Source organism: Pedobacter foliorum (genome assembly GCF_013266735.1).
Taxonomy (GTDB): Bacteria; Bacteroidota; Bacteroidia; order Sphingobacteriales; family Sphingobacteriaceae; genus Pedobacter; species Pedobacter foliorum.
The window spans coordinates 42,304-58,821 of the sequence record NZ_JABSNU010000002.1 but is presented as its reverse complement, the minus strand read 5'-3'; the positions used below and the strand labels follow the sequence as shown (position 1 = coordinate 58,821).

Genomic DNA, 16,518 nt, shown 5'->3' with positions numbered 1-16,518 from the left:
GTTCTCAATATGAAAAAGAATGTATTATTAATTGCGACAGCTCTATTCGTTTTTTTTCAGCTACAGAGTTGTAAAAAAGACAACCTTTCAGGTCCTGAAATTCAAACATTATCTGCTACTGCACTGGCACCTAATGCAGCAACTTTTACAGGTAGCATTGTAAACAAAGGCAATTTTAACCCATTTGACTATGGTTTTATATACAGCTTAACGTCTGATGTTAGCGAAGGAAAGGGGACAAAAATATCTTTAGGTAAAAACATACCACAGGGTGAATTTACAAAGGAAGTTCGCAACCTCAGTACAAGTAGTCCCTACTATTCACCAATTGTTTATGTTAGAGCATACATAACTGACGAAAAAGGAACCGCACTAGGAAAACTAATACAGATCACTTTACCTAGTCAACAAGCTGGAAACATTACACCTACTTCAGGAAAATCAGGGGATCTTGTTAAAATTTCAGGGAAATTTTATGCTGAATCCGATAGTTCGGTAACTGTTATGTTTCATAATACGAAAGCAAAAGTAATATCTGTTTCTGATACAGAAATAATAGCTGAAGTTCCTCAAGGGATTCCAGCTCCAAATGGTTATGGACTTAATGTAGAAGTAATTATTGCCGGCCAAAGAGTATCTACCTCAAATGGCTTTACAATATTAGCTAATGTTAAAGATTTTTCACCAAAATCGGGACCAATAGGAACGTATATTGCTTTTTCGGGAGATAACCTATCGGACCCATACAGTTACTCAAATTATATTAACTTATTTTTTGGTGAACACCCTGTAAATCCACAATATTCGGGTACGCTTTTCATATTTGCACCATCCACAGACAAGGTAACATCAAAAATATCTGTCATGGTAGACAATAAAAAGATTGATTTACCCGGAGAGTTTACAATTCTACCTCCTGAAATTACTGTAATGTCAACAGAAGTCACCTTACCTGGAGGTTCATTCTATATCTCAGGACCTAATTTACCGCCCTACGATACAACTCCAGTTACTGCAAAAATTGGAAGTACCAGTGCTGAAATTAACTTTAACTATAACGGAGGTTATGACATTATTGTTCCAGAAAACCTGGCTGCTGGCGATTACACAGTTAGCATAACATTTCCCCCTCATACAATAACTACTCCAAAAAAACTTAAAGTATTACCTTACACATTTACTGATTTTTCTCCTGTATCTGGTGGTCCTGGTAAAGAAGTAAATATTACAGGGAATTTTATTCCCGGCGCATTATATACTGTCTACTTTGGAGATGTAGCTATATATGGCAATCCTACCTCAACTACAAATTTAAGGGTTGAAGTTCCTGGAGGCATAAATGAAGGAAATGTAAAAATCTATTTAGCTGTTGGTGGTAAGAAACTTACAATTGCCAAGGATTTCAAAATCGTTGGTCCTTCCATTACCTCATTTTCGCCTACCTCAGGAAATGCTGGAACTGTTGTAACTATAAAAGGTGATGGTTTTGCAAAAAACTATGGTGCTTATGTTAAATTCGGCACTATTGAAGCGCCAATTTCTAGTATTACTGAAAATACAATCACTGTTGCTGTACCGTCAAATTTAAATCCTGGTACCATGAAATTAACTGTAATGACTAATGGACAAACTGTAACAAGTTCAAACAATTTTACGGTTACTAATTAAAAAAAATTAGCACATTACCGCATAAATTAAAGAGTCCGCATCATTAATCAAAATGATACGGGCTCTTTAGTTTGCACAGCAAATTACTCATTCATTGTATTTAAGGGTTTGAGATGCAATACTTACTTATAATTGAATAGTTTTTGTGAAAATTGGATCTCTATCTTTCACTATTCTTTGAGATCCTTCATCAATTAATTTCCCATTAACCTCAACTTTGTACGTAACAGTAAAAGGTGTGGCACCAAATTCAAAACCCCCAATATTTAAAGCACCTGTATAAAAACCACTGGCTGATTCTATAACTATTGTCTTTCCTCCGTTAAAATCATCGGTACCCAAATTTAGTGAAGCACCTTTAACCAGAACTCCGTTCACATTCCAGTCTACAGTTGTCCCATTGCCTTTAGATGCAACAAGGGTTACATCAAATTTATCACTCTCCGCCTTTTTAAATTCACTTGAAAGGGTTATGGTAATTTTTGCTTTTTTATCACTTGATGGACTGTCGCCATCTTTCTTTTTACAAGAGAATAAAACAGTTAAAGCTATCATCCCGCAGGCCAGCATCATTACATTTTTTTTGATTTTCATAGGTTGTATTTGTTATTTTGACTTATTTATTCAAAGTTATATCCCGAGAATAAGTACCACAATAACTATAAGCAGTCATTCTTATATAGCTGTAAACAGCTATATTCTACATTTTATTTCCATAAGATATAGATTATGCTTAACCTTATCGGGGGATAAAAATTCACCATACATCCCTCGGCCAATGAAAACATGTTGCTTTAGTTTACTTCTTCTTCTGACATTTTTTAAGAGTAGCGCGCAATCTTCTACTCCAGACAAAAAGTATCTCGATAGTCTTAATCAATTGATCGAGAAAACCAGTTCTGATAGTATAAAGGCTCGTAACTACTTCTTACTATCTGATTTTTGGAGAGAACAGGATACGACTAAATCAAAAGCTTATCTGGAAAAGGGAAAGGCACACGGCGATAAGTATCCTTACCTGAAAGCGATCTACTATTCTTACTTAGCTAATTATTATTTAGGAATAGATGGCACTAAAAGTGAGATCAATTATTTAAAAGCCGACAAAGAGCTTTCGGCTTTCTCGACCAAAGAGGCTTATCAGGAACGAGCCGGGGCCTGGCATAACTACGCCTTAGTGCAACAACATCAGGATGATCATAAAGGAGCCTTAGATGCATTGATTAATCATGTTCTTCCATTATCAAAAAAAGCAGGTGACAAAATATGGCTGGGTACTGAATACATTTCAATAGCTGCGATATTTATGAATTTAAAACAGTACGACAAGGCAATTCCCTATCTGAATCAAGGTATTGAACATTTTCAAAATGCACCTTCGAGTCAATATTTTTTACTGGTAAATGCTTATTTAACTGCTGCAGATAATTATTCTGGTTTAGGAAAGTACCAGCAAACAAAAAAATATCTGGATTTAGCCAAAATATTGCTGGACAAATCAAAAAATGTGGTTTCTCCCTATCGCATAGAAATATTTCTACTTGACTATTATAAATGTGCCACCACATATTTTACAGCTACCAAACAATATCAAAAAGCACTACAACATGCCAACGAGGCGATAAAACTAGCGAAAGAGCTAAATGATAATTACTCCTTACAAGAAATCGCTTTCGATAAGCACACCATTCTTATTGATCAAAAACGTTACCCCGAGGCAGAGAAAATTTTAATGGATTTGGTGAAGCAAAAAGAGACAAACTCTTTAACTCAAAACCGATTAAAAACATTTAATGCGTTAGCCAGCCTTCATTATACAACCGGCAATATGGCCAAAGCTTATATCTGGTTAAAAAAAAGTAAAACGCTGGGAGATAGTTTAAGCGAAAGCAAACTAAAAACGGATATCAGCAATCTGGAAATAAAATACAAAACTGCAGAGAAGGAGAAGAAAATTGTATCTCTGCATGCCGAAAACGAAAATGCCAATTATAAAATCAAACAAAATCGTCTCCTAAATTGGTTATTGAGTTTGACTAGTTTGTTTTTATTTGTGATTGCTATTTTGGGCTGGCTTTTTTATAGGAACAGCAAAAAGTTAGCTACACAAAAAGAACTAAATCATCAGCAACAGCTGATAGATATAGAAAGGCAAAGGCAAATAGATGTGGTGCAGGTAATGCTGGATACTAAAGAGGATGAACAAAACCGGGTAGCTCGCGACTTACATGATGGTTTAGGCGGAATGCTATCTACCGCTAAAGTCAATTTAACCCATTACACACAGGAAAAAACCAACAACACTGATACTGAGTTAGGGAATGTGGTTGTCCAGCTGGAAAATGCGATAACAGAACTACGGCGTATAGCGCATAATATGATACCCGGAATGCTTTTAAAACTGGGTTTAGAGGCTGCGCTACGTGATTTATGTGAAACGCTAAGCACCCAAAACCTAGATGTAGTGTTCCAATGGTTAAACATACAGACCGAGCCACCTGTCCAGGAGCAGATTACCATTTATCGCATTGTACAAGAGGCATTAACCAATGCTGTCAAACATGCCGATGCCAAAAATATACTTTTACAATGCACCCAAAGTGAAGATGTATTTTTCATTACCGTTGATGATGATGGCAAAGGTTTTGATGTCGGTGCGCCTTTAAAAAACCAAGGTATTGGGCTTAAGAACATCAAAAGCCGAGTTGAGCATCTAAGCGGAACAATAGAAATTTTATCAAAAGAAAACGAACAAGGTACTTCCATAAATATAGAACTGAATGTTACTACCTAAACCCACCCTTGCCATTGTAGATGACCATCCTATTGTTATTGAAGGATTGACAAAACTTTTAATGAAGAAAGAAAAATTTGACCTCATTGGAAGTTTTACCAATGGTATGGATTTTATTCCTTTCTTAAAAGCCACTCCGGTTAAGATTGTGCTTTTGGATATTGTATTACCCGGTATAGACGGTATGGATTTATGTAAAGAAATAAAAAGTATATCGCCAACAACCACTGTGCTTGCTTTTAGTAATCATCAGGAGCGAAGTGGCATTATGAAGATGCTTGAAAATGGCGCAAGCGGATATGTGTTAAAAGATGCTTCAATAGATGAACTTATGTTTTGCATTGAAGAGGCGCTGAATGGTAAAATCACATTCAGCAAAGCAATTAATGATATCCTTATACAGGCTCAATTAAAAGAAAACCGGCTAACCAAACTCACAAAAAGAGAAACGGAAATCCTCAAGTTAATTGCAAATGGTATCACAACTCCTCACATTGCAGAACACCTTTTCTTAAGCAAATTTACAGTAGAAAATCATCGGAAAAACATATTGCAAAAGCTAAAGGCAAAAAACATGGCCGAACTGATAAGCATTGCTAACCAACAGGGTCTACTTTAATTTCTATCAATATAGCTTTATCGCCCCATCCAGCCACCGTCTACCGTCATAACAGTGCCGTGCATGTAAGAAGACCCCTCTGAAGCCAGAAAAACCACCGGCCCTTTGAAATCTTCAGGATCACCCCAACGGCCAGCCGGAATACGCTCCATAATAGAGCGACTACGATTCTCATCTGCTCTCAGCGCAGTGGTATTGTCGGTCGAAATATATCCTGGTGCTATAGCATTTACATTTACTCCTTTAGCAGCCCACTCATTAGCAAAAGCCTTTGTTAACTGACCAATTGCACCCTTACTGGCAGCATAACCCGGCACAGTAATACCACCTTGAAATGTTAATAGTGAAGCTGTAAAAATAACCTTTCCACTACCTCTCAAAACCATTTCTTTTCCAATTTCCCTTGTCAGGATAAATGGAGCAGTTTGATTTACAGCAACCACTTCATCCCAATACTCATCAGGGTGTTCAGCTATCGGCTTTCTTAAAATAGTTCCTGCATTATTTACCAAAATATCTATTACAGGGTGATCTTTTTTTACCTGATCTATGAATTGTTTAAGTGAATTCCTATCACTAAAATCACATTGATAGGCATAAAATTGCTTACCAATTGAGGTTATAGATTTTTCTACCTCGCTACCTGATAGCTCTAAACTTGCTGATACACCTATAATGTCGGCACCGGCTTCTGCAAGCGCTTCGGCCATAGCTTTACCTATACCTCTTTTACAACCTGTTACTAAAGCTATTTTTCCTTTTAAATTGAATAAATCAAGCACTGCCATTTTTTTATTTTTCTTATTGCACTTTTACAGTTAGGGGCTGCTTTAATTTCTGATTAAAAGTATCCAGAAGCTTAAACCATGCCTTTGCATTGGTAATTTCGTTACCCTTACTCCAGGCAGAACCATTATAATACACCAACGGTTCATTACTTTTTACCGAAGTATGAGTAAGCAAATGAACCTTATCCGTATTCATTTTTACTTTTCCCGCGGGAAGTATTGTTGCTACACCAGTAGTTCCATCTACACCATGCTCCGGCTCCCAGTAGCCTAATATACCCTGCTGTTCATCCATAATAATAGCTCCCGGTTCGGCACGTTTAACTATACCAATCACTACCGGAAGATCTGCACCTCCTGAATAAGAATAATCAGCTTGTATGCGATTAAAGTGAGACCCTGCATCCAGAGTTATTGTTTTTACCACTTTTACCGATTTACCAGCTACATCCCGTTCGTCATAATACAATCGAAAAGAGGTTCGCAATGGACCATTATCCAATACTTTCCAATTGTGATAATTTTTAGAGTAATACACAGAATCTTTAACAAAAGGCGCTATATCTCCCGCCCCTAATGTTAAGCCTACGCTATAGTAATCCATTCCATCACCATGATCGGTATGGTAATCTCCTCTTTTGTACCAATCGTTAATTACAAGTTTATTGGTTTTCTTCACCCAAATATCTATCCCAAAAGCATTGTCTTTTCTCGTTTCCAAAGCCTTTCCGTACATCCGATTGGCCACTTTATCGTTTTCCCATGCAAAATCGTCATAACGTTCAGGAACATAACGGCCATAGGTTTTTTTAGCCATAACTGCAGGTTTACCCTCAACAATTAAGAGCTTAGCATTCCCCTTTGCTTTAATATTAACCTGTATCAATAAATTCTGAATCGCTACTTCTCCTTTATGCTCCAACTGAAAAGGAACTTCCTTTTTGGTAACAGCATCCAACACTTTGAAATTAGCAGTATCAATACTCGGATATCTTGTGATGACACTTGCCCAGTTAATAGACAACACTTCTCCTACCCGATCTATATCAGATGAGTTCTTAATAACAATGGTTGTTTTGGCTGTATTTGTTTGTGCTTGTCCAAAAAATGACGCACCGGGTAGCAACAATAAAAGTGCAAATACCTTTCTCATAATTGTTACTTAAGCTCATTAATAGCACAATGATCCATATCGCCATAATCAAGATTCTCACCAGCCATACCCCAAATAAAAGTATAGTTACTAGTACCAGCACCTGAATGTATAGACCAGTTAGGTGAAATCACCGCTTGCTCATTTTGCATCCAAATATGTCTGGTTTCATGTGGTTCACCCATAAAATGGCAAACACTTTGACCTTGTGGAACTTCAAAATAGAAGTAAACCTCCATACGTCGGTCGTGAGTATGAGCAGGCATGGTATTCCAAACACTTCCACTCTTTAACTCAGTCATTCCCATTTGCAGTTGACAAGTAGGCAAAACACTATTCACCAACAGTTTATTGATAACACGGTGATTTGCTGTTTCCGGGCTTCCTAATTCAACAATTTCGGCTTCTGCTTTTGATACCTTTTTGGTAGGATATTTATGGTGAGCAGGGGCCGAATTGATATAGAATTTTGCAGGCTTCAATTTATCCGCAGAAGTAAAAGTTACGTTTTTAGTTCCCTTTCCGATATAAAGAGCTTCTTTAAAATCAAGAATATAACTTACTCCATCAGCAACTATAGTACCTTTACCACCTACGTTGATAATGCCCATTTCTCTTCTTTCTAAAAAGTAGGCTGCTTTTAAGCTATCAGGATTTGAAAGTTCAATAGTTTCATTTACAGGCATTGCACCTCCAGCTATATAGCGATCGTAATGAGATAAGGTAAGATGAATATGATCGGCTTCGAATATTTCCGGGATTAGAAAATTTTTACGCAAATCTGCTGTAACCATTTGTTTAGTTTCAGTTGGACTTAATGCGTAGCGGCTTTCAAAATGTGTTTGCATATTTTCTTGTTGTTTTTTTAAATGCGGTTTATAAATACCAGTTTTTATAACGGTGTAAGGCTTCTAAAAAGTAGTAATCGGCATAAGTTAAGGGAACATCAATTTCCGAATTGTGAGGTATTGAACCTACACTGTGTTTCAACAAAAACCCGCCATTCTCTCCTAGTTTTGCACGATAGGAATCAGAAGCCAAAGTCTTCAATGCTGTTTCTGCAGCACTTAAATATTGTTTGCGTTCTGCTTTATCAGCATACTGAGCAAGTTCTAATAATGCCGAAGCCATAACAGCTCCAGCAGAAGCATCACGGTAGGTATTAGGTATTCCTGGCGCATCGTAATCCCAGTAAGGAATCATATCGGCAGGCATACTTGGATCATTTAACATGAATTTAGCAATACTTTTTGCCTGTTTTAAGTATTGCTTGTCTTTAGTAAAACGATACATCATGGTATATCCATACAAACCCCAAGCCTGTCCTCTGCTCCATGCTGATGAATCTGCAGCACCTTGCGCTGTTATTTTTTGCAATACCTTACCGGTTTTCATATCATAATCGACAACATGATATGAACTGAAATCTGGTCTGAAATGATTCTTGATGGTTGAATTAGCATGAGTAATCGCAATCTCCTTGTATTTTTTGTCACCACCATGATCGCTAACCCAACTTAGTAGCTCCAGATTCATCATGTTATCTATAATAACCGGGCCTGCCATTTTTTTACTTGAATTCCAGGACTGGATTACTTTCGCTTCTGGATGGTAGCGTGTAGACAAAGATTCTGCAGCAGTATCTATTGTTGTTTTATACGATGGATCTTTAAAGATGCGATAGGCATTACCAAAGCTGCAGTACATCATAAAACCAAGGTCATGATTACCTGTGTAATGCTTTTCCTTTTCTAGAATTGCAAGGCGAGCTTTAGCTTCCTTCAGGATCTCAGCATCTTTTGTGTATTCATAAATATAAAGCAGTGTGCCCGGAAAAAAACCACTACACCACCATTTGGTATCACTAGTTTCTACTTTACCTGTTTTTTCATAATAGGTTTTGGGCATTACATCAGCAGGAACATTTTTTGCCAGAACTTTGTATTGCTGATCTGCAAATTTAAACTGATCATCTATCAATTGACTCATTTTTACGCTCTTGTTCTGAGCGCTTAGCATGCCATTATTTATCAGTAAAAAACAGACTGCGATTAATAGTTTTTTCATCATCTATATGGTTTTATATTCGGTTTTCAGGTTGTCATTCTTCTAATTAACTGCACAGGTATAATTATGGGTTGAATTCTCTCATCAACATTATTTCCGCCAGACTTTAGCAAATCCATTAGCGTTTCAACTATTTTTTTACCCACTTCATCTGGAAATTGTTCTATCGTAGTTATTGAAGGCGTAATTATTGAAGTTCGCGGATCATTCGAGTAGCCAATAATTTTTAAGTCGCCAGGAACGTTGATTCCTTTTTCTCTTGCAAATTCAAGTGCAGCTATAGCACTGGTATCATTATCTGTAAACACGCCGTCAGGAGTTACCTCTCCTTCAAACATTTTCCGCATGGCTTCTCTCGCATTGGTATGTGTTAATTCCTGATGAAACACCCAGATTTTATTTACAGGAAGTTTGTGCTGTTCCATAGCCTGCTGAAACCCAGAGGAACGATCCTGGTATAAATTTGAGGTTAAAGGACCAGAGATATGTGCAATCCTTTTGCAGCCTGTTTCAATAAGATGAGTGGTTGCAATATAACCTCCCCTAAAATCATCGCCTTTTATTATTGCCGCATGTTGCTCATTTAGAGGTACACGGTCGTAAAAAACTACGGGCGTACCGTTTAGTAAAAGCTTATCGAAATGACTAAAATCTACAGTGTGCAATGTACAGGCCGCAATTAAAGCATCAACTCTGGAAGAAAAAAGTATCTCAGCAAGCTCTTTCTCCATATCTAATGAATCGTTAGACTGGCATATGATCAGGTTATAGCCGTACTTATGCAAACCATTCTGAATGGTAGTAATTACCTCGGCATGAAAAAACATAGAAATCCTTGGCACAATAAGTCCGATGGTATGGGTTTTATTGCTTCTAAGTCCCGAAGCCATATTGTTACGTCTATACCCCAGTTGTGCAGCCATTTTTAGCACATCATTTTTTGTTTTCTCCTTTACATAAGGATGGCCACTAAGCGCACGGGAAATTGTTGCAGGTGAAAGCTTTAAAGCTTCTGCGATATCCAGGATTGTATTTTGTTGTGCCTTTTTTGGATTGGCCATTTAAATATGATATAGGGTTACCGGCTTAAGCTTATATAATTTCCAAGCTAACCAATAATACAATAATATGAAAACGTTTTCATAAATACCAACAAATGAATTTATCAGTATTTATAATGTATAATTAGCTCTAGTAATCCTAGTTAAATTCTTTAGATTAAGTTTTTCTGATTTAAATAACTTAATCTGAATATCATTATATGAAATCGTTTCCTTTCTAAATAACAAACTATTCTGCATAATATTCTTAATAACCTTATATTTACCGCATAGCATAATTATATTTGCTTAAACACACAACCTAAACCAAGTAAGACCAGATACTTTTAACCATGACTGTTGGACTTTTTATCCCCTGTTACATCGACCAGTTCTACCCAAATGCCGCAATTGCAACCTTAACTTTACTGAAAAAACTAGGCGTTGATGTGGTTTATCCCACTAAACAAACCTGTTGCGGTCAGCCAATGGCCAATTCCGGTTTTGAACACCTTACGCAAGGATGCAACGATCTGTTTATAGAAAACTTTTCAGAGTTTGATTATGTGGTATCCCCTTCCGGGAGCTGCGTACTTCACATTAAGGATCACCTTCATGCTGAAAAGGCCGAAGACAAAGCCCTTGGGATCAGAAAAAAAATCTATGAACTAACTGAGTTTCTTACAGATGTTCTTAAAGTTGAGAAATTAACTGCAAGCTTCCCACATAAAGTTGGCGTACACCAAAGTTGCCACGGACAGCGTGGATTGATGCTGGCTCAAATGACAGAACTTGTTGAGGCTCCTTTCTCTAAACCTTTACATTTGCTAAATATGGTCCAAGGTTTAGAACTAATTGACCTGAAACGTCCTGATGAGTGCTGTGGTTTTGGTGGTACTTTTTGTGTTGCTGAAGAAGCTGTTTCTGTAAAAATGGGTAAAGACAGAGTTGCAGATCACCTTAATGGTGGCGCGGAGTACATTACCGCAGCAGACATGTCTTGCCTGATGCATATGGAAGGTATTTTACGCAGACAAAACAGCAATGTTAAAGTGATACATATTGCAGAGATATTAAACGCACAGGAATTTTAAACCCACAACCAACAGTAATAAAATGAGTACAGGAGCAAAAGATCACGCTCAATTATCCGACATCTTCAATAAAGATGAAGCGCGTGTAGACTGGCATGATGAAACGCTTTGGTTTGTGAGGGCCAAGCGGGATAAGGCTGCGCACAGTTTACCTGAATGGGAAACCTTGCGCGAAACCGCATCACAAATAAAAGACAATGTGCTATCAAACATGCACGAATACCTGTTGCAATTTGAAGCCAATGCAGAAAAGAACGGCATAAAAGTTCATTGGGCTGCAAATGGCGAAGAACACAATAAAATAGTGCATTCCATTTTAAAGGAAAACGGTGTAAACCGCATCGTTAAAAGCAAATCAATGCTTACTGAGGAATGCCATTTAAATGATTACCTCCATAAAAACGATATTGAAGTTATAGATACTGACTTAGGCGAGCGCATTGTGCAGTTAGCCGAAGAACCACCTAGCCATATCGTACTTCCTTGTATCCATAAAAAGAAAGAAGAAATTGGCGAATTGTTTCACAAGCATCTTGGCACTCTTGAGGGGGCGTCAGATCCTGTATATCTAACAGCAGCAGCCAGAGACCACTTACGCGAAAAGTTCATTACCAGAAAAGCCGCGATTACAGGAGTAAATTTTGCAGTAGCAGAAACCGGTGAATTTGTAGTATGTACAAACGAAGGTAATGCAGATATGGGTGCGCATCTTGCCGATGTACACATCGCCTGTATGGGAATCGAGAAGTTACTACCTCTACGTAAACACCTTTCTGTATTTTTAAGAATACTTACCAGAAGTGCAACCGGACAACCTATCACTACCTATTCAAGTCATTTCAAGAAACCAAGACCCGGACAAACCATGCATATCGTTTTGGTGGATAATGGAAGAACTACGCAACTTGGAAGAGAGGATTTCCGCAACTCCCTTAAATGTATCCGTTGTGCAGCTTGTATGAACACTTGTCCGGTTTATCGCAGAAGCGGTGGCCACAGTTACCATACTGCAATTGCAGGCCCTATAGGCTCTATATTGGCTCCAAACCTCGACATGAAGAATTACGCCGATCTTCCATTTGCCTCTACCCTTTGCGGGTCGTGCAGCAATGTATGTCCGGTAAAAATAAACATTCATGAGCAGCTTTATAAATGGCGCCAGGTCATTGTAAAAGAGGGATATGCTGACCCGAAAAAGGCAATAGCCATGAAGGCGATGGATTTTACCTTATCAAATCCGACTATATACAAGTTTGCCGGAAAAGCAGGCCGCTTCGTGCTAAAACATGCACCTTTCACGGTAAACAACAAATTAAATCTTTGGTATAAACACAGAGAAATGCCTGAACCACCAAAGCAATCATTTGGAGAATGGTATAAACAAAACAATAAAAATGACTAGCAGAGAAGAAATACTGGCTAAAGTAAAAACAAATCAACCAGGCCCACGTCCACTACCGGCAGACTTAAGTACTGTACCTGGCGGAATGGACAGCCTAACGCAGTTTAAAACTGTGCTGACAACCATAGGTGGAGCTGTAGTTGAGGTTAGCAATTTTGAAGAGATCGCACAATATATTCAACAGGAATTTAAAGCTAAAAAGAGACTAATTTCTACCCTACCTGAACTTGCCTCAGTAACAGAATCCGGATGGGAGAACAAAGATCCTCATAGTTATGAAGATGTTGATTTGGCAGTAATTAAAGCTCATTTTGGTGTTGCAGAAAATGCAGCATTGTGGATTACTGAAGACTTGATGCACCAAAGAGCTGTGCCTTTTATTTGTCAGCAGCTAGCTGTTGTAGTAAATAAGGCAGACATCGTTGCTACTATGCACGATGCTTATAGCAAAATAGGTGATGCTGAATATGGATTTGGATCTTTTATTGCAGGCCCATCCAAAACTGCAGATATTGAACAATCTTTAGTACTTGGAGCTCACGGGCCTAAAAGTATGACCGTATTTTTATTAGGTTAGGGATTAACCCCTAACCTAATTTAAAATATTCTTTAGCATTGTAATAACAGATATCACTAATGATTTGCCCAATCCACTTCTCGTCATTCGGCAATATTCCATTCTCCATTTCTGCTCCGAAAAGATTACACAATATCCTTCTGAAATACTCGTGACGCGAATAAGATAGGAAACTACGCGAATCTGTAAGCATACCTACAAAATTACTTACCATCCCCATATTAGATAATGCGTTCAATTGCTTCTCCATACCATCTTTCTGATCTAAGAACCACCAACCGGAGCCAAACTGCATCTTACCTTTCATTCTTCCATCGGCAAAATTACCGGTCATGGCAGCAAAAACTTCATTATCTGCAGGATTAAGATTATAGATAATGGTTTTAGTAAGCTGATCTGTAATGCTCAGATTCCCTAAAAACCCTGATAGTCTTTCAGCGTGTTTAAAGTCGCCAATAGAGTCGTACCCTGTATCTGCGCCTATTTTATTAAACATGCCCAGGTTATTATTTCTAATTGCCCCCAGGTGAAATTGTTGTACCCAATCTCTTTCGTGATATAGTTTGCTCAATTCTGTTAAAACATAACCTGCAAAAGCATCAGGATTAGAAAACACAGCATCATCAGTTTTTAAAAAACTAACAAATTCCCTTTTCTCTGTGTCAGTTAAGCTATAAGTTGCAGGCAATGTAGCTAATCCATGATCAGAAACACTGCAATTATGCTGAGCAAAATAATCAACACGCTGTTTTAAAGCAGCAAGCAACTCATTTATATCAGTTATTACAATTCCTGAAACTGCAGAAAGTTGCTTTATATAATCTTTAAACTGAACTGTTTTATCAATCAGCAAAGCTTTATCCGGCCTAAATGAAGGCTTTACTTTTACTGAAAAATCACTTTCACTAAGTTGTTTATGATATTTAAGATCATCGCAAGGATCATCTGTGGTACCTACCATTTCTACTTTAAAATGATTCAGTAAGCCTTGGGTAGAAAACTCATCTTTAGTAAGTAATGCATTACATTGCTCATAAATTCTTCTACCGGAATCAGCATTTAAAAAAGAGTTTATGCCAAAAGGATTTTGAAGTTCCATATGAGTCCAATGGAACAATGGATTTCTTACTGTTGAAGGTGCTACCCTGGCCCAGGCCATAAACTTATCCTGATCTGGAGCCTTGCCGGTAATCAGCTCTTCACTAACCCCCAATGCACGCATGCCTCTCCATTTATAATGATCTCCTTTAAGCCAGATTTCAGTTAGATTAGCAAACTTTTTGTTCTCCGCTATTTCCTGTGGAGGCAAATGATTATGATAATCAATTATAGGAAGGTGCTTTGCATATTCATTAAAAAGTACTTCCGCTTTTTTGCCTTGCAGCAAAAAATCTTCAGGTATTACTGCTCCTTCTTTCATATTATTTATCTGATAACTGGTTTATTATTGCGAATTCTAATCCTCTTAATTCAGCGAGGCCTTTTAACCTGCCTATAGCAGAATAACCGGGATTAGTTTTTTTCTTTAAGTCATCAAGCATCTGGTGACCATGATCTGGTCGCATTGGAATACTCAACTGTCTTCTTTGTTGTACCAACAGAATTTGCTTTACAACACGATACATATCTACATCCCCTTCTAAATGATTGTCCTCATAAAAATCTCCCACTTCATTCCTTTTTGTACTCCTCAAATGAATAAAATGAATCCTTTCGCCGAATGCATCAACCATTTCGGGCAGGCAATTATCCTCTCTCACACCAAACGAACCTGTACAGAAACAAAGTCCATTATTCAATGATGGAACCGCAGAGAACAGTTTTTGAACCTGTGGTGCTGTGCTAACCACCCTTGGCAAACCGAAAATAGGATAAGGTGGGTCATCAGGATGAATGGCAAGTTTTATTCCTACTGCATCGGCAACCGGAACAATTTCTGAAAGGAAATGAATAAGATTTTGCGAAAGCCGTTCTTCATCAATCCCTTTATACTTATCTAAAGCTTCCTGAAACTGGTTTAACGTAAAACTCTCTTCGCTTCCCGGCAGGCCGGCAATAATGTTTCTTTGCAGTACTAAACGCTCCTCTTCAGACATCTGTTCAAAACGCAACCTACCATTTTCAAGTTCCTGATAGGTATAGTCATCAGCCGCTTTTGGCCTATTGAGCATATATACATCAAATGCAACAAGCGCTGCTTTCTCGAACTTTAAAGCTTTAGCTCCATTTTCAAGTTCAAAAGCAAGGTTCGTTCTTGTCCAATCCAGTACCGGCATAAAATTGTAGGTAACAACTGATATACCGCAAGAAGCCAGATTCTTTAAAGAAGTTTTATAATTGGATATATAATTTTCAAAGCCTTTATCCTGAGTTTTTATAGCTTCGTGAACGGGTACACTTTCTACCACATCCCACTCAAGACCAGCTTGTTCAATTATATTTTTATGTTTTAAGATTTCCTCAACAGTCCAGATTTCTCCATTTGGAATATGATGAAGTGCACTAACAACTCCGGTGCAACCAGCTTGTCTGATGTCTGATAAGCTTACCGGATCTTTGGGCCCAAACCAACGCATGGTTTGAATCATTCTGTGTATTTTACTGCCTTGGCTCATATTATATTTAGTTTCTTTATACCGCTATTTACTAATGCAGTAATAAAGGGTATAAAAACTAAATATAAATCTTGTTTAGAACATTAAATGCATGTTAATCAGCATTTATTATCGAAAACGTTTTCGACAGATTAACTAAAGGCTATTATGCCGGAACTTCCTCTTTCTCAAAGAAGGCCATTACATCATTCCAGTTATCTACTCTTTCATGATGCGTTTTGTAAACATTGTGTGCAGCAGTAAACATAATCGGTTTACCCTTAAAGAAATCAAGGTTTTTACAGTGGTCATCTATCATATAATCCGTGTTGATAATGCTTTTATCTCCACAAAAAACGATGTTTCTCCAGCTAATAGATGGAAAATGCTCAGCTAACCATTCTTGTTTTTCAGATAAGCATTGAGGGAATTCTGTTGCTGCCGATACCACATAAACATCGTAAGTCTCCATTAACTCTTTTACTGCTTCTATTGCTCCTGGCATTACAGGTATTGTTCTGAAAAATCCGGGAGTATAAACAAATCTTTGAACCGCAGTCTTATCCGGAAACCCTTCAGATTCAAGTACACCTAACATATCTTCACGGTTCACCTTAACACCGTAGTCTCTTTCATACCAGTTTATGAAATGGTTCTCAATATCTGCGAGTACACCATCCATATCAATTGCTATTGTTTTTCTCATAATTAATTTAATTAGT

At 37.7% G+C, this 16,518-nt stretch carries 15 protein-coding genes; 6 read left to right on the top strand and 9 right to left on the bottom strand.

Features of this window, described 5'->3' with window-relative positions:
* Nucleotides 1–9: 9 nt before the first annotated feature.
* Complete coding sequence (locus tag HQN83_RS04105; RefSeq protein WP_173088936.1) at nt 10–1,668, top strand: IPT/TIG domain-containing protein; 1,659 nt, start codon at nt 10–12, stop codon at nt 1,666–1,668.
* Nucleotides 1,669–1,794: 126 nt separating this feature from the next.
* Here HQN83_RS04105 and HQN83_RS04100 read toward each other — a convergent pair whose 3' ends face one another.
* Nucleotides 1,795–2,262: a hypothetical protein gene (locus HQN83_RS04100; RefSeq protein WP_173088934.1), complete on the bottom strand. Its 468-nt coding sequence runs from the start codon at nt 2,260–2,262 to the stop codon at nt 1,795–1,797.
* Nucleotides 2,263–2,446: 184 nt separating this feature from the next.
* Between HQN83_RS04100 and HQN83_RS04095 the strand changes: the two genes are divergently transcribed.
* Nucleotides 2,447–4,462 (top strand): ATP-binding protein, encoded by a 2,016-nt coding sequence (locus HQN83_RS04095; RefSeq protein ID WP_173088932.1) that lies wholly within the window; start codon nt 2,447–2,449, stop codon nt 4,460–4,462.
* Complete coding sequence (locus tag HQN83_RS04090) at nt 4,449–5,081, top strand: response regulator (protein WP_173088930.1); 633 nt, start codon at nt 4,449–4,451, stop codon at nt 5,079–5,081. The genes HQN83_RS04095 and HQN83_RS04090 overlap by 14 nt, the downstream gene beginning before the upstream one ends.
* Before the next feature lie 17 nt (nt 5,082–5,098).
* On the opposite strand, the gene HQN83_RS04085 is transcribed toward HQN83_RS04090, so the two are convergent.
* From HQN83_RS04085 to HQN83_RS04065, 5 genes are read right to left on the bottom strand one after another with little or no spacing between them, the layout of a single operon-like run.
* Entirely contained in the window at nt 5,099–5,869 is a 771-nt protein-coding gene (locus tag HQN83_RS04085) for an SDR family oxidoreductase (protein WP_217277322.1), read from the bottom strand.
* Between the two features lie 13 nt (nt 5,870–5,882).
* Complete coding sequence (locus HQN83_RS04080) at nt 5,883–7,022, bottom strand: DUF4861 family protein (RefSeq protein ID WP_173088928.1); 1,140 nt, start codon at nt 7,020–7,022, stop codon at nt 5,883–5,885.
* Between the two features lie 5 nt (nt 7,023–7,027).
* Nucleotides 7,028–7,870, bottom strand: coding sequence for a 5-dehydro-4-deoxy-D-glucuronate isomerase (gene kduI, locus HQN83_RS04075; RefSeq protein WP_173088926.1), 843 nt, complete (start codon nt 7,868–7,870; stop codon nt 7,028–7,030).
* A 28-nt stretch (nt 7,871–7,898) separates the two neighbouring features.
* A complete protein-coding gene (locus tag HQN83_RS04070; protein ID WP_173088924.1) occupies nt 7,899–9,092 on the bottom strand; it encodes a glycoside hydrolase family 88 protein in 1,194 nt (397 codons plus the stop codon).
* A 23-nt stretch (nt 9,093–9,115) separates the two neighbouring features.
* Nucleotides 9,116–10,150, bottom strand: a complete 1,035-nt coding sequence (locus HQN83_RS04065) for a LacI family DNA-binding transcriptional regulator (RefSeq protein WP_173088922.1) — start codon at nt 10,148–10,150, stop codon at nt 9,116–9,118.
* Nucleotides 10,151–10,482: 332 nt separating this feature from the next.
* On the opposite strand from HQN83_RS04065, the gene HQN83_RS04060 reads away from it, so the two are divergent.
* From HQN83_RS04060 to HQN83_RS04050, 3 genes are read left to right on the top strand one after another with little or no spacing between them, the layout of a single operon-like run.
* On the top strand, nt 10,483–11,223 hold the full coding sequence (locus HQN83_RS04060) for a (Fe-S)-binding protein (protein WP_173088920.1): 741 nt from the start codon (nt 10,483–10,485) through the stop codon (nt 11,221–11,223).
* A 22-nt stretch (nt 11,224–11,245) separates the two neighbouring features.
* Nucleotides 11,246–12,625 (top strand): lactate utilization protein B, encoded by a 1,380-nt coding sequence (locus HQN83_RS04055; RefSeq protein ID WP_173088918.1) that lies wholly within the window; start codon nt 11,246–11,248, stop codon nt 12,623–12,625.
* A complete protein-coding gene (locus tag HQN83_RS04050; protein WP_173088916.1) occupies nt 12,618–13,202 on the top strand; it encodes a LutC/YkgG family protein in 585 nt (194 codons plus the stop codon). The genes HQN83_RS04055 and HQN83_RS04050 overlap by 8 nt, the downstream gene beginning before the upstream one ends.
* Before the next feature lie 10 nt (nt 13,203–13,212).
* Here HQN83_RS04050 and uxaC read toward each other — a convergent pair whose 3' ends face one another.
* From uxaC to HQN83_RS04035, 3 genes are all read right to left on the bottom strand, one after another.
* Nucleotides 13,213–14,622, bottom strand: a complete 1,410-nt coding sequence (gene uxaC / locus HQN83_RS04045) for a glucuronate isomerase (RefSeq protein ID WP_173088914.1) — start codon at nt 14,620–14,622, stop codon at nt 13,213–13,215.
* 1 nt (nt 14,623) lies between these two features.
* Nucleotides 14,624–15,817, bottom strand: coding sequence for a mannonate dehydratase (uxuA, locus tag HQN83_RS04040; RefSeq protein WP_246254282.1), 1,194 nt, complete (start codon nt 15,815–15,817; stop codon nt 14,624–14,626).
* Nucleotides 15,818–15,962: 145 nt separating this feature from the next.
* Nucleotides 15,963–16,502, bottom strand: a complete 540-nt coding sequence (locus HQN83_RS04035) for a 5' nucleotidase, NT5C type (RefSeq protein WP_173088905.1) — start codon at nt 16,500–16,502, stop codon at nt 15,963–15,965.
* Nucleotides 16,503–16,518 lie beyond the last annotated feature (16 nt).

Coding starts and splice junctions, on each gene's coding strand:
- HQN83_RS04055 (WP_173088918.1), top strand. CDS start 11,246: ATGAGTACAGGAGCAAAAGATCACGCTCAATTATCCGACATCTTCAAT.
- HQN83_RS04060 (WP_173088920.1), top strand. CDS start 10,483: ATGACTGTTGGACTTTTTATCCCCTGTTACATCGACCAGTTCTACCCA.
- HQN83_RS04085 (WP_217277322.1), bottom strand. CDS start 5,869: ATGGCAGTGCTTGATTTATTCAATTTAAAAGGAAAAATAGCTTTAGTA.
- HQN83_RS04050 (WP_173088916.1), top strand. CDS start 12,618: ATGACTAGCAGAGAAGAAATACTGGCTAAAGTAAAAACAAATCAACCA.
- HQN83_RS04100 (WP_173088934.1), bottom strand. CDS start 2,262: ATGAAAATCAAAAAAAATGTAATGATGCTGGCCTGCGGGATGATAGCT.
- uxuA (WP_246254282.1), bottom strand. CDS start 15,817: ATGAGCCAAGGCAGTAAAATACACAGAATGATTCAAACCATGCGTTGG.
- HQN83_RS04105 (WP_173088936.1), top strand. CDS start 10: ATGAAAAAGAATGTATTATTAATTGCGACAGCTCTATTCGTTTTTTTT.
- HQN83_RS04080 (WP_173088928.1), bottom strand. CDS start 7,022: ATGAGAAAGGTATTTGCACTTTTATTGTTGCTACCCGGTGCGTCATTT.
- uxaC (WP_173088914.1), bottom strand. CDS start 14,622: ATGAAAGAAGGAGCAGTAATACCTGAAGATTTTTTGCTGCAAGGCAAA.
- HQN83_RS04095 (WP_173088932.1), top strand. CDS start 2,447: ATGAAAACATGTTGCTTTAGTTTACTTCTTCTTCTGACATTTTTTAAG.
- HQN83_RS04035 (WP_173088905.1), bottom strand. CDS start 16,502: ATGAGAAAAACAATAGCAATTGATATGGATGGTGTACTCGCAGATATT.
- HQN83_RS04090 (WP_173088930.1), top strand. CDS start 4,449: ATGTTACTACCTAAACCCACCCTTGCCATTGTAGATGACCATCCTATT.
- HQN83_RS04070 (WP_173088924.1), bottom strand. CDS start 9,092: ATGATGAAAAAACTATTAATCGCAGTCTGTTTTTTACTGATAAATAAT.
- HQN83_RS04065 (WP_173088922.1), bottom strand. CDS start 10,150: ATGGCCAATCCAAAAAAGGCACAACAAAATACAATCCTGGATATCGCA.
- kduI (WP_173088926.1), bottom strand. CDS start 7,870: ATGCAAACACATTTTGAAAGCCGCTACGCATTAAGTCCAACTGAAACT.